The organism is Neoroseomonas oryzicola (genome assembly GCF_012163135.1).
In the GTDB taxonomy this organism is placed as follows: Bacteria; Pseudomonadota; Alphaproteobacteria; order Acetobacterales; family Acetobacteraceae; genus Neoroseomonas; species Neoroseomonas oryzicola.
In genome coordinates this window covers 470,193-482,923 of record NZ_JAAVUP010000002.1, presented here as the reverse complement: position 1 = coordinate 482,923, position 12,731 = coordinate 470,193, and the positions used below count along the sequence as shown (strand labels likewise).

Genomic DNA, 12,731 nt, shown 5'->3' with positions numbered 1-12,731 from the left:
CCGGTTTCCGCCGGACATACCGGCTGCGACGGCGCAGCGCCAGCGCGGCGCTACAGGCCGAGGCCGGGGACCAGCAGCGCCTCCAGCGCCGCACGCTGCGCCGCGGGAATGGCGATCGCCTTGCGGGCCTTGAGGTCGAAGGCGACGCCCACCGCCTCCGCCGCGGCCACCGGCACGCCGGTCTCGCCGTCATGGAGCAGGTGGGTCCAGGTCGAGGTCTTGTCCCCCAATGCACGAAGGCCACTGGTGACCGTCACGAGCTGTCCCGCGCGCAGTGGCGCGAGGTGCAGCAGACGGTATTCCAGCGCCGCGCCGCCGACGCCTTCCTCCTTCACGCCGAGGCCGGTGCCGCGGTTGCGCAGGTTCGGCACCCCGTCCCAGACGCGGGCGATGACGCCGTCCGGGCGCATCACGCCGTCCCGGTTGCATTCATCGGCGCGGACCGCGCCGCGATAGGCCTCCGCCAGGCCTATCGCCAACGCGGTGGCACGGTCCGGCAGCGGCCGGGCCGGGCCGAAGGGAAGTCCGCGCGGGGCGGCATGGGCCGGGACCTCCACATGCAACCGCGCGAAGGCCTCGCGCGGGACCGCGGCGGCGCAGAGGATGTCGGTCACGAAGGTCGCGGCGGCGTCCCCGGTCGCGCTGTTGCGGATTTCGGCGAAGCAGCGGGCGCGTGGGCCCTCCCCGGCCACCAGGCCGCCCAGGATGGTGAAGGGCGTGCCCGGCGACATCTCGCGCAGGAATCGGATGTGCTGGTCCTGCACGGCGAAGCCGGCGCGCGACGGCGGCAGGCCGGCCTCGAGCAGCAACCAGGCCAGGGCATCCGTCACGCGCGCGACGTAGTGGCGCACATTCATGTGCCCCATCACGTCGCATTCCTCCTGCTGCACGCTACCCCGGCCGATCACGATCACGCGCGTCTCTCCCCTGGTTCGTCCGGCAGATCAGCGCGACCGGCCCGCGCGGGCAAGCCGCCCGCCCTTGCCGGCACCCGTGCTTCGCGGGACCATGCGCGACAACGAAGGAAACGAGGGAACGCGTCCATGGATGTCGGCCTGTTCAACCTCATGGGCTACCGCACGCGCGGCCGGTCGACCGCCGAGATCTACGACGTCACGGTCGCGCAGGTGAAGGCCGCCGAGCAGGCGGGCTTCTCGATCGCCTGGTTCGCCGAGCACCATTTCTCCAACTACTGCGTCTGCCCGTCACCGCTGATGATGGTCGCGCGGCTGGCGGGCGAGACCTCGCGCATCCGCCTCGCCTCGGGCGTCGTGATCGTGCCGCTCTATCATCCCTCCCGCCTGATCGCGGAGATCGGGATGGTGGATTCGCTCACGCATGGGCGGCTCGTGCTCGGCATCGGCAGCGGCTACCAGCCCTACGAGTTCGAGCGCTTCGGCCAGGACCTTGCGGAATCGACGCCCCGGCTGCTCGAGGTGATGGAGATGATGGAGAAGGCCTTCGCGGCCGAGACCTTCGCCCATGCCGGCACGCATTACGGCATGCCCAGCGCGCACATCGCCCCGCGCCCGGTGCGCGGCATGCCGGAGATCTGGGTCGCCGGCGACAACCCCGACCTGCACCGCTACGCCGCGCAGCGCGACTGCGTGGTGATGGTCACGCCGCGGCACTTCACGCCGGCGATGCTCGCCGCCGCCCGCGCGCGCTTCGAGGGAATCCGCCGCAGCGCCGGCAAGACCGGCGAGACGCTGCGCTTCGGCGCCATGCGCCCCTTCTGCGTCACCGACGACACGGCCGAGGCGCAGCGCTTCCTTGAGAACACCCGCTGGCAGATCCGCCTGTCCCAGAGCCTGCGCCGCAAGGAACAGGAAATGGACGGCGGCATGATCATCGAGAAGACATGGGAGGGCGAGCCGAGCCTCGAGGAGATGGGCGCGCACATGATGGTCGGCGACGCCGCCACCGTCGCCGCGCGCATGGCCGCCGAGATCCGTGCCGCCGCCCCCTGCCACTACCTGCTGCAGGTCCAGGTGGGGGACATGGACCCCGCGACCGGCATGCGATCGATCGAGGCCTGGCAGCGGCAGGTGAAGCCCCTGCTGGAACGGGAATTCGGGCCGCTGGACCGGATCGGCCTGGCCCCGGCCGCCGCCTGACGCTTGACCCCGCGGGGCAGGATTTGAGAGGCTTGCCGCGTGGGGATCCTGGTCAACGTCCGTGGCGGGGATGACGACACGCTCTGGGCCGTCGTGGCGACGGTAGGGCGCAAGAGCCGCATCGCGGAGGTCTTCCGGTCCCGCACCCAGGCGCTGGACGACCGCGCCTGGCGGGACCAGCAGGTGAAGGCCTACGCCGACTGGCTGGTGCGCGCGAAGCAGCCAATTCCGAACTATTCCGTGACACCGATTCGCCGGGCCGACCTGCCCCGGAAATGGACGCCGCTGCCGGCGCTGGGGTTCCTGCGGGGGCAGATGATCTGAAGGGTCGGACCGAGAGGGTCCCCGCCCCTCTCGGGCTCACCCCGCCAAAGGCCGAAGGGCCTTTGGAAACCGGTCCTTGGCACCGAAGCCAGATGTCGAGCCCCCATGCGCGCTGCAGGGACCCGCAGGCCCCTGCCGGGTGGCTCGGAGGGGCAGCGCCCCTCCAATCCGTCAGACCGGCTGGGCCATGGCCCGCATGAAGGATTCGCGGAACCGGATCGGATCGCGGTCGGTCTGGTTCCGGCCTGGCTCGTTGTCGATCTTCACGCCGATGACGTGCGGCCCGTCGGTGGCCAGCGCCTTGGCGATAAGCGCGTCGAACTCCGCCTCGTCCGCCGCCCAGGACGCATGGGCGATGCCCGAGGCGCGCGCGATGGCGACGATGTCCGTCCGCGCCGCCGCCGCCGGTGTCCCCTGCCCGCCGGTGATCTGGTAGATGCCGTTGTCCCAGATCACGACGCACAGGTTCTTCACCGCCTGCGCCGCGATGGTCGACAGGCAGCCCAACTGCATCAGCAGCGACCCGTCGCCCTCGAGCGCGAAGACACGGCGCTTCGGCTGCGCCAGCGCCACGCCCATGGCGATCGGCGCGGCGAGGCCCATGCTGCCCAGCATGTAGAAGTTCTCGCCCCGGGTCTTGTCGGCGCCCCAGAGGTCCCAGTTGGAATTGCCGATGCCGCCGATCACCGCTTCGCGGTTCTTCAGCCCCGCGACCAGGCGCTTGGTCAGCGCGGCGCGGTTCATCACATGGAGGTTGTCCGTGGTGTCGGTCACTTGCGGCCTCCGCTCAGCAGCGGGGAGATGATCAGGCAGGCCGGCCAGCGCGTGGCGAAGGCCTGGCGGATGGTGCGGTCGGCCATGAAGGCGGCCTCGTCCAGCCGCGTCATGGTGTGGTGCTCGATGCCCATGGAATCGAGGATCGGCCGCATGGTGCGGCAGACGATTGCCTGGCCGGGATTGAACTCGCCCATCGTGCCGCGCTCGCTGACCACCATCACCACCGGCACCTGGAAGGCCACCGGCAGCGAGGCCAGCACGTTCGGCAGCGTCGCGAAGCCCGAGGTCTGCATCATCACCACGCCGCGCATGCCGGCCATGGTCGCGCCGGTCACGATGCCGACGGCCTCTTCCTCACGCGCGCAGGGGAAGGCGGTGAAGAAGGGATCGGCATGGATGCCGTCGAGCAACGGGCGCAGCACGTTGTCGGGGACGTAGGTCACCAGGCGGACGTCATTGTCCTTGAGCGCCTGGCGCAGGATGGCGTGCCAGGTCGCTGGCGCGCCTTCGGCGCTGGTCATGGGAGGCTTCCTCAGTGGCTTTTCGCGCCGCCCGGTATCGCACCGCCGGGCAGCGCCGCCAAGGCGCCCTGGCCGGCGTCAGGCGTTCCAGTCGGCCGCGACGAAGCGGAAGGCGTTGCCCTCCCGCGCGATGTAGCCGTTCGACGGGAAAGGGAAGTGGTAGCCCGCGACGCGCACGCGGTCCGCGGCCGCGCGATCGAGGATGCGCCGGCGCGACGCCGCGGCCGCCTGCCCGTCGAAGTCGAAGATCGAGACATAGTCCGGCCGACGCGCGAACAGTTCCGGCCGGTGGGTGATGTCCGCGAGCAGCAGCAGCTGTTCGTTGCCGTCCGCGACATGGACCACCGTGTGGCCGGGGCTGTGGCCATGCGCCGCGACCGCCCGCAGGCCGGGGGCGATTTCCGCCTCCGCCCCGAAACGCCGGATGCGGCCCTGATAGGGCGCGAAGCGCCGCGCGAAGTTGGCGAAGTTGACGCGCTGGCCTTCCGGGCTGCGCGTCGCGTTGGAGGCATCGGCCCACCAGGCGTATTCGGGCTCGGCCAGCGCAACCTCGGCATTCGGGAACACGGCCTGGCCGTCCGCGGTCGTCAGGCCGTGAATGTGGTCCTGGTGGCAATGCGTGATGACGATCAGCCCGACCCGCGCGGGGTCGATACCGGCCGCCTGCATGTTCGCCGACAGCCGCCCCGCGGTCGGCGCCATCTGCGCGCCGGTGCCGGCGTCGAACATCACCAGCATCCGCCCCGTGTCGACGAAGGTGACGTTGTAGGGGCCGATGTAATGGTCGGTGGGCAGGAAGCTCTCGGCGAGGACGGTGCGGACCTCCTCGACCGGCGCGTTGAGCACGAGGCCTTCGACGTTGCGGCGCGCGAAGCCGTCATTGACCACGGTGACAGTGAAGCCACCGACCTTGAAGCGATGGAAGCCAGGCGCCTGGGTGGCGGCGGGTGCCGCGCCCTGCGCGGCGGCGACGGCAGGCAGCAGGCCGAAGGCGGCCGCGCCGAGGGCAAGGTCGCGACGGTTCACATGCGCCATGGTGTCCTCCCTGAATTGCTTTGGGTCGATCCTGGCATGGCGCCACCGCAGCGCCAATCACGCCGGAAACCGAGGCCCGGCACCTTGATCGACCGCGCCGGACACACCCAAACTGACGCCTTCACGCGAAGGATACCTGCCACATGCCCAAGACGGCGATCGTCCTCGGCGCCGGAATGGTCGGCGTTTCGGTGGCCCTGCACCTGCGCCGCCGCGGCCACGACGTCCTGCTGGTCGACCGCCAGCAGCCCGGCGAGGGCGCCTCCTTCGGCAATGGCGGGCTGATCCAGCGCGAGGCGGTGCACCCCCACCCCTTCCCGCGCGACACCTCCGAGATCCTGCGCATCGCGCGCAACAAGTCGATCGACGCCTATTACCACTGGAGCGCCCTGCCGGCGCTCGCGACCCCGCTGCTGCGCTACTGGTGGAATTCCGAGCCGCACCGCTATGCGAAAATCGCCGAGGCCTATGCCAGGCTGATCGAGACCTGCCTCGACGAGCATTACGCCTTCGCGCGCGGCACGGACGCCATGCCACTGCTGCGCCCGATCGGCTGGATCCGCATGTTCTCGGACGAGAAGTCCCTCGCCGCCGCGGTGGCGAAGGCCGAGGAAGGGCACCGCACCCATGGCGTGAACTACAAGGTGCTGGACAGCCAGGCGCTCGCGGCGGCCGAGCCGCACCTGCTCAAGACGCGACACGGCGCGATCCACTGGACCGATCCGGTCTCGGTCAGCGATCCGCATGGGCTGGTGATGGCCTATGCGCGGCTGTTCCTCGAGGAAGGGGGCCGCTTCGTGATCGGGGACGCGGCGAGCCTCGCACGCGCCGGCAGCGGCTGGCGGGTGCAGACCGCCGACGGGCCTGCCGAGGCCGAGCAGGCGGTGATCGCCCTCGGCGCCTTCGCGGACAAGGTGACGAAGCCGCTCGGCTATGCGCCGGCGACCTTCGGCAAGCGGGGCTACCACCGGCATTTCCACATGCAAGGCAATGCGGTGCTGAACCGCCCGATCCTGGATACCGAAAGCGCCTTCCTTCTCGCCCCGATGCGCGCCGGGGTGCGGCTGACGACGGGTGCGGAATTCGCCGGCGTGGACGAGCCGCCGACGCCTGTGCAGTTGGCGCGCGCGGAACCCGTCGCCCGCACGCTGCTGCCGCTCGGTGAACCGGTGGAACGCGAGCCCTGGATGGGCGTGCGCCCCTGCACCGCCGACATGCTGCCCATCATCGGGAAATTCCCGGGGCAGCAGGGGCTCTGGTGCGCCTTCGGCCACGCGCATCAGGGCTTCACGCTCGGCCCGACCACCGGACGCCTGATCGCGGAGATGATGGACGGAGAGACACCCTTCATCGACCCTGAACCGTATCGCGCCGATCGGTTCTGAGCCCATGCGCATCGCCGTCCTGCAATTCGCGCACGAGACCGTCACCTTCCTGCCCTTCGACACGACGGAGGAGGATTTCCGCTACCCTGGCTCGCCCGCGGCGGGGGAGGCGCTGCTCGCCACCGACCCCAAGGGTTACATGGGCGGCTTCGTGCAGGTCGCGCGCGAATTCGACGGCGTGGAGCTGGTCGGCATCGACTCCCCGCTCTGGCCGAAGACCGGGACGGGATCGGGCTGGATCACCAACGAGGCCTTCGAGCGATTCCTCGGCAGGCAGATCGCGGACCTCGAGGCGCAAGGCCCCGTCGACGGCGCCTACCTCGCGCTGCATGGCGCGATGGGCGTGCGCGGCGTGCCGCGGCCGGAAGCCGAGATCGCGCGCCGCGTGCGCGAGGTGCTGGGTCCCAAGGCCCGCATCGCCGCCACCTTCGACCCGCATGGCAACGAGGATGCGGAATTCCTCCGCCACGCCGACCTCGCCTTCAGCGTGAAGTATTTTCCCCACTACGACATGCACCTGCAGGGGGAGCGCGCCGCGCGGATGCTGGTGCGCGCCATCCGTGGCGACTACGTGCCCGCGCATGTCACGCTGAAGCTGCCGATCCTCTCGCCCACCGTGCTGCAATGGACCGGCGCCTCGCCCTGGTCGGACCTGGTGCAGCGCGCGCTGACCTGGGAAGCGCGCGAGCCGGACGTGTTCGTCAATGTCTATTTCGGCTTCCCCTGGAGCGACGTGCCCGATGCCGGCATGACCTTCCAGGTCATCACCAACGGCAAGCCGGAGCTCGCGCGCCGCATCGCGGACGACATGGGCCGCTGGGCCTGGCGGCGGCGGGCGGATCTGCTCGCCAGCGCCAAGGTGCATCGCATCGCCGAGGGCGTGGCGATGGCGAAGCAGGCCGTCGCCGAGGGCCGCGGGCCGGTCGTGCTCGCCGACCACAGCGACCGCTCGGGCTACGCCACCTGGCTGCTGCGGGAGATCATCGCCCAGGGCCTGTCGCGCACCCTGGTCGCGACCATCGCGGCGCCGGAGGCGATCGCGTCCCTGGCCGACGCGAAGCCGGGCGATGCGGTGGAAGTCGAGATCGGCGGCCGCATCGATCCCTCCGCCGGCGATCCGGTGCGTATCGTGGGCGAGGTCCTGCTCGTCGCCGGCGCGACATCCCGTCGTGCGGCCGGCACCGGGCAGTCCTGGATCGCGATCCGCTTCGGGGACGGCAACGTCGTCGTGCTCAGCCCCTTCCTGGTGCAAATCATGGAACCGGAGGAGCTCTGGTCGCTCGGCCTGCGCGCGGCGGATTACGACGTCATCGCCATCAAGTCGCGCGTGCATTTCCGCCGCGGCTTCGACGACAGCGGCTTCGCGCCGACCATCCGGCTGGTGGAACCGGACGAACCCTTCCTCGGCACCGTGCGGCTCGAGGCCCTGCCCTACGAGCACCTCGACGTGCGGAAGTTCTACCCCTACGGCGACCCGCCCGATCCCTTCGCCTGATCAGGGCGGAACCGGCAGCGCCAGCAGCCAGGCCGTAGCGGGGAAGGCGAAGGCGGCGAGCATGGTCGACAGCAGCACCGCGGCCGAGACCTCGTCCGCCGCGGTGCCGTTGCTCTGCGCCAGGACGAAGGCGTTGGTCGCGGTCGGCATCGCCGCGAGCAGCACGCCGGCCGCGACCCAAGCCCGGTCGAGCCCGAGCAGCGACCCGAGGACCAACCAGACCAGCGCCGGATAGATCGCGATCTTGGTGAGCGACACCGCGCTCGCCAGCGCCACCAGGTTCCGCCCGACATGCAGGCGCGCCAGCGTGCCGCCCAGCGCGAACAGCGCCGTCGGCCCCGCCGCGCCGCCGAGGAAGGCGAGGAAACGGTCGATCGCGTCCGGGACCGGCAGGCTCGTCGCCGCCATGGCCGCGCCGGCGAAGACCGAGAGGATCACCGGATTGCGCGCCAGCCCCGCGACGCGCGTAAGCAGCGTCGCGAGCCCCTGCCCCGCCTCGGCGCGCGTCATCAGCACGCTGCCGATGGCGATGATCACCGCGACCTCGGCCACGATCGCCATGGCGACCGGCCCCGCGACGCGCGGCCCGAGGATCGGCAGCAGCAGCGGCGGCGCGAGGTAGCCGACATTGCCCATCGCAGCCGCGGCGCCGAGCGCGGCCGCATAGGGCCGCCGACGCCCCAGCGCCATCGCGACCACCATGGTGCCGCCGAAGACGACCAGGCAGGACGAGAGATAGCCGGCGAAGTAGACACCCTCGAAACTCTCGGCGAGCGGCTGCGCGGCCATCAGCCGGAACAGCATCGCCGGCAGCGCGATGTAGAAGGCGAAGAGGCCGATGGAATCGACCATCTCCGCCGAGACCATCCGTCGTCGCGACGCGCCGTAGCCGATCGCCACCACCGCGAAGATCGGCAGGCAGAGCGCGAGGAAATGCAGCACGCGGCGCGCGCCTAGCCGATCCCCCAATGCACCCGCAGCGCCGCGGCCGCCTGGCGCAGCGTCAGGTCCGAGGCCGGGATGAAACGCCCCATGGTCAGGTAGGCGTGCATCTGGTCCGCGACATGCAGGTGCGTGACGCTGACCCCTTCCTGGTCGAGCCGCCGCGCATAGGCGATGCCCTCATCCACCAGCGGGTCGTGGCCGCAGGTCATGACGAAGGCGGGCGGCGTGCCGGCCAGCGAGGCTGCGCGAAGTGGCGAGGCCCGCCAGTCGATGCGCTGAGCGTGGTCGGGGATGTAATGGTCAATGAACCAGCGCATCGTGGCCGTGGTCAGCGGATAGCCCTCGAGGAAGCGCTGGTAGGACGGCGTGTTCCCCGCCATGTCCGTCGCGGGGTAGAGCAGCAGCTGGAAGCCCGGCGCCGGCAGCGTCCCGTCGCGCCCCATCAGCGCGAGCACGGCGGCGAGGTTGCCGCCCGCGCTGTCCCCGCCCACCGCGATGCGCGCCGGGTCGATGCCGAGCGATGCGGCTTCCGCCACCACGAAGCGCAGCGCCGCGGCGGCGTCGTCCACCGCGGCGGGGAAGATCGCCTCGGGTGCCAGCCGGTAGTCGACGGCGATCACCATCGCCTGGGTGTAATTGGCGAGCGCGCGGCAGAGCTGGTCGTGGCTGTCGAGGTCGTTGATCACCCAGCCGCCGCCATGGAGGAACAGCAGGCACGGCAGCGGCGCACCCGACGGCGCGCCGAGGCCCCGGTACCGCCGCAGCGGGATCGGACCGGCCGGGCCGGGACAGGTCAGGTCGGCGACCTCCGCGACCTCCTGCGGGTCGGGCTGCAGCACCTTGCGGGACGCAGCGGAGGCCGCGCGCGCCTCGACCGGGCTCAGCGTGTGCAGGGGCGGCCGTCCGACCTCGCGGATCAGGTCGAGAACGCGCTGGGCACCTGGGTCGAGCGGCATCGGGGATCCTTCCTCGGGGGGCGCGGCAGCGGACCGTGCCGGGGCGCCCCTGTCAACGCGCGGGCGGGTGATCCTATGCTCGCCCACGCGACAACCACGGGACGCCGCCATGCAGCACCTTCCGCCCGAACCCTGGCGCTGGGACGCCGTGGACATGGCCCGGGCGATCCGCCTCAAGGCCATCTCGGCGCGGGAGGCGACGGACTCGGTTCTGGCTCGCTGCGCGGCGGTGAACCCGGCGCTGAACGCCGTCGTGCAGGTGCTCGATGCGGAAGCCGGTGCCGCCGCCGATGCCGCCGACGCGGCGCTGGCGCGCGGGGAGGCGATCGGCCCGCTGCACGGCGTGCCCGTCAGCACCAAGATCAATGTCGACCAGAAGGGCTGCGCCACCAGCAATGGCTGTGTCGGGCTGCGCGACCTGGTGGCGGCGGAGGACAGCGCCGTCGTCGGCAACCTCCGCCACGCCGGCGCCATCCTGTTCGGGCGCACCAACACGCCCGCGCTGTCGATGCGCTGGTTCACCGAGAACGACCTGCATGGCCGCACGCTGAATCCCTGGAATGCGGGCCATACGCCGGGCGGGTCCTCGGGCGGCGCGGCCTCCGCCGTCGCGGCAGGGATCGGGCCGATCGCGCATGGCAACGACCTCGGCGGATCCGTGCGCTACCCCGCCTATGCCTGTGGCGTGGCAGGCATCCGTCCCTCCTTCGGGCGCATCCCGGCCTACAACCCGACCATGGGTGGGGAACGGCCGCTCTCGGCGCAGCTGATGTCGACGCAGGGGCCGCTGGCGCGCTCGGTGCGCGACCTGCGCCTGGCGCTGTCCGTGATGGCCGAGGGCGACATCCGCGACCCCTGGTGGATGCCGGCGCCGCTCGACGGCCCGCCGCCGCCGCGGCCGATCCGCGTCGCGCTCTGCGTCGACCCGGCCGGGACCGGCGTGCATCCGGCAGTCGCCGAGGCGGTGCAGCGCGCCGGCCGCATCCTCGCCGCCGCGGGCTATGCGGTCGAGGAAGCCGCGCCACCCGACTTCCCCGGCACCGCCACGGACTGGGAGGCGCTGAGCCGCACCGAGGGCCGCATCCACCTCCGCGACGCCTTCATGAAGGTGGCCGACGGCGGCGCACGGGAGACCTTCGACGCCATGATGGCGCGGGCGCCGCAACTCGACCTCGCGGCCTGGACGGCGGTCGCGGCCCGCCGCACCACGCGCCAGCGGCAATGGGCGCAGTTCCTCAAGACCTATCCGATCCTGCTGCTGCCGGTCTCGAGCGAGCCGCCCTTCCCGCAGGGCCTCGACGTGGCGGGGCAGCAGGCCTTCGACAGCGTCTTCCGGGCGCAGCTGCCCATGCTCGCCGCGCCGCTGCTCGGCCTGCCGGGCGTCTCCGTCCCGACCGGCCTGGCGGAGGGGCTGCCGATGGGCGTGCAGCTCATGGCGGCGCGCTGGCGGGAGGACCTCATCCTCGACGCCGCGGAGGTGATCGAGGCCGCCTGCCCGATGCCGACGCCGATCGACCCGCGCGTGTGACGGCGATGCCGACCGTCACGCTCAGCTTCGACAACGGCCCGGACCCGGACGCGACGCCGATCGTGCTCGAGGTGCTGCGCCGGCGCGGGCTGCGCGCGACCTTCTTCGTCCTCGGCAAATGGCTCGCGGACCCGGCGCGCAGGCACCTCGCCGAGCAGGCCCATGCCGAGGGCCACTGGATCGGCAATCACACCTTCACCCATGGCGGGCCGCTCGGCCGCCGCGAGGACCCCGGCCATGCGGAAGCCGAGATCGGGCGGACCGAGGCGCTGATCGGCGCCCTCGCCCACCCCGACCGCATGTTCCGCCCGGTCGGCGGCGGCGGGCGGCTCGGCCCCCACCTGCTGAGCGCGGAGGCGCGCGACCATCTCGCCGCATCGGGCGCGACGGTGGTGACCTGGTCGGTCGTGACACAGGACTGGGAGGATCCGGAGGGATGGCCCGAGCGCGGCATGGCACGGTGCCTCGCGCAGGAAGCGCCCCTGCTGGTGCTGCACGACCTCCCGAATGGCGGCATGCGGCATCTCGACGCCTTTCTGGGCCGCCTCGCCGACGCCGGCGCGACCTTCCGCCAGGAGATCCCGGAGGATTGCATCCTCATGCGCCGGGGTGTCGCGACGGCGGACCTCGATGCCTATGTGACGAGCGGTTGACCGGCCCGCCCCGCGGCGCCCAGGCTGCCGGGGAACGACAGCCGACCGCTGCCGGAGCGGCGCCGGACGGACAGGAGGAAGCAGTGCAGGACCTCGACGCCAACGAGATCACCGACGCCGTCATCGCCCAGATGGCCGCGACGCCCGACCCGCGGATGCGCGAGATCATGGAAGCCGCCGTGCGCCACCTGCACGCCTTCGCGCGCGAGGTGCGGCTGACGCCCGACGAATGGCTGCAGGGCATCGCCTTCCTCACCGCCGTCGGCCAGGCCTGCTCGCCGATCCGGCAGGAGTTCATCCTGCTGTCGGACGTGCTTGGCCTGTCGCGGCTGGTGAACGTCATGCACGACGCCACCGGGCGCGAGGCGGCGGGCACCGAGACCAGCCTGCTCGGCCCCTTCTTCCGCGAGCAGGCGCCGCGGCTTGCGCTGGGCGAGACCATCGCCGCGCATTCCGACGGCCCGGAGATCGTCATCTTCGGCCAGGTCACGAACGCCGAGGGCCAGGGCATCCCGAACGCCGTGATCGACGTCTGGCAGACCGATGCCGAGGGCCTCTATGACCTGCAGGCGCACGATCCGTCTGTGATGGACATGCGCGGCCAGTTCGCCTGCGACGGCGAGGGGCGCTTCCACCTGCGCACGCTGAAGCCGCTCGGCTACTCCATCCCGATGGACGGGCCGGTGGGCACCATGGTGCGGCAGCAGAACCGGCATGGCTTCCGCCCCGCGCATATCCACATCCTGGTCACCGCGCCGGGTTACCGCGACCTCGTGACGGCGCTGTACTTCGCCGACGACGCGCATGTGGACAGCGACACGGTGTTCGGCGTCTCGGCCTCGCTGGTGGTGCAGGAGAAGATGGACCTGCCCGGCGCGCCGATCCCGGGCATCCCGAGCATCCGCTACGACTTCGCGATGTCGCGCGAGACGGACGGATCGGGCGGGCGCGTCGGCGCCGACCCGTCGCGCCTGGTGCCGGCGGGCTGAGGCCCG

General features: G+C 71.7%; 13 protein-coding genes. 7 read left to right on the top strand and 6 right to left on the bottom strand.

Annotation, left to right across the window (positions count from 1 at the left end; genetic code table 11):
* Positions 1-50: 50 nt before the first annotated feature.
* Positions 51-914, bottom strand: a complete 864-nt coding sequence (locus tag GWK15_RS08850; protein ID WP_168040925.1) for a thioesterase family protein — start codon at positions 912-914, stop codon at positions 51-53.
* Positions 915-1,043: 129 nt separating this feature from the next.
* Here GWK15_RS08850 and GWK15_RS08845 point away from each other — a divergent pair, with 129 nt between their 5' ends.
* Together GWK15_RS08845 and GWK15_RS08840 are read left to right on the top strand one after the other, a co-directional pair.
* Positions 1,044-2,117, top strand: a complete 1,074-nt coding sequence (locus tag GWK15_RS08845) for an LLM class flavin-dependent oxidoreductase (RefSeq protein WP_168040924.1) — start codon at positions 1,044-1,046, stop codon at positions 2,115-2,117.
* A 39-nt stretch (positions 2,118-2,156) separates the two neighbouring features.
* Positions 2,157-2,441 (top strand): hypothetical protein, encoded by a 285-nt coding sequence (locus GWK15_RS08840; protein WP_168040923.1) that lies wholly within the window; start codon positions 2,157-2,159, stop codon positions 2,439-2,441.
* Between the two features lie 171 nt (positions 2,442-2,612).
* On the opposite strand, the gene GWK15_RS08835 is transcribed toward GWK15_RS08840, so the two are convergent.
* The 3 genes from GWK15_RS08835 to GWK15_RS08825 all read right to left on the bottom strand — a co-directional run bounded on the left by GWK15_RS08835 (position 2,613) and on the right by GWK15_RS08825 (position 4,774).
* Positions 2,613-3,215, bottom strand: coding sequence for a thiamine pyrophosphate-dependent enzyme (locus GWK15_RS08835; RefSeq protein WP_338147216.1), 603 nt, complete (start codon positions 3,213-3,215; stop codon positions 2,613-2,615).
* On the bottom strand, positions 3,212-3,739 hold the full coding sequence (locus tag GWK15_RS08830; protein WP_168040922.1) for a thiamine pyrophosphate-binding protein: 528 nt from the start codon (positions 3,737-3,739) through the stop codon (positions 3,212-3,214). Before GWK15_RS08830 ends, GWK15_RS08835 begins: the two co-directional genes overlap by 4 nt.
* Before the next feature lie 78 nt (positions 3,740-3,817).
* Positions 3,818-4,774, bottom strand: coding sequence for an MBL fold metallo-hydrolase (locus GWK15_RS08825; protein WP_168040921.1), 957 nt, complete (start codon positions 4,772-4,774; stop codon positions 3,818-3,820).
* A gap of 143 nt (positions 4,775-4,917) precedes the next feature.
* Here GWK15_RS08825 and GWK15_RS08820 point away from each other — a divergent pair, with 143 nt between their 5' ends.
* Together GWK15_RS08820 and GWK15_RS08815 are read left to right on the top strand one after the other, a co-directional pair.
* Positions 4,918-6,159 (top strand): NAD(P)/FAD-dependent oxidoreductase, encoded by a 1,242-nt coding sequence (locus GWK15_RS08820; protein WP_168040920.1) that lies wholly within the window; start codon positions 4,918-4,920, stop codon positions 6,157-6,159.
* Positions 6,160-6,163: 4 nt separating this feature from the next.
* Positions 6,164-7,654: a M81 family metallopeptidase gene (locus GWK15_RS08815; protein ID WP_168040919.1), complete on the top strand. Its 1,491-nt coding sequence runs from the start codon at positions 6,164-6,166 to the stop codon at positions 7,652-7,654.
* On the opposite strand, the gene GWK15_RS08810 is transcribed toward GWK15_RS08815, so the two are convergent.
* Together GWK15_RS08810 and GWK15_RS08805 are read right to left on the bottom strand one after the other, a co-directional pair.
* On the bottom strand, positions 7,655-8,596 hold the full coding sequence (locus GWK15_RS08810) for an AEC family transporter (protein WP_168040918.1): 942 nt from the start codon (positions 8,594-8,596) through the stop codon (positions 7,655-7,657).
* Between the two features lie 11 nt (positions 8,597-8,607).
* Positions 8,608-9,555 (bottom strand): alpha/beta hydrolase, encoded by a 948-nt coding sequence (locus GWK15_RS08805; protein WP_168040917.1) that lies wholly within the window; start codon positions 9,553-9,555, stop codon positions 8,608-8,610.
* A 109-nt stretch (positions 9,556-9,664) separates the two neighbouring features.
* Here GWK15_RS08805 and GWK15_RS08800 point away from each other — a divergent pair, with 109 nt between their 5' ends.
* The 3 genes from GWK15_RS08800 to GWK15_RS08790 all read left to right on the top strand — a co-directional run bounded on the left by GWK15_RS08800 (position 9,665) and on the right by GWK15_RS08790 (position 12,725).
* Positions 9,665-11,083, top strand: coding sequence for an amidase family protein (locus tag GWK15_RS08800; protein WP_168040916.1), 1,419 nt, complete (start codon positions 9,665-9,667; stop codon positions 11,081-11,083).
* A gap of 5 nt (positions 11,084-11,088) precedes the next feature.
* Entirely contained in the window at positions 11,089-11,736 is a 648-nt protein-coding gene (locus GWK15_RS08795) for a polysaccharide deacetylase family protein (RefSeq protein WP_168040915.1), read from the top strand.
* Between the two features lie 83 nt (positions 11,737-11,819).
* Positions 11,820-12,725: a dioxygenase family protein gene (locus tag GWK15_RS08790; protein WP_168040914.1), complete on the top strand. Its 906-nt coding sequence runs from the start codon at positions 11,820-11,822 to the stop codon at positions 12,723-12,725.
* Positions 12,726-12,731 lie beyond the last annotated feature (6 nt).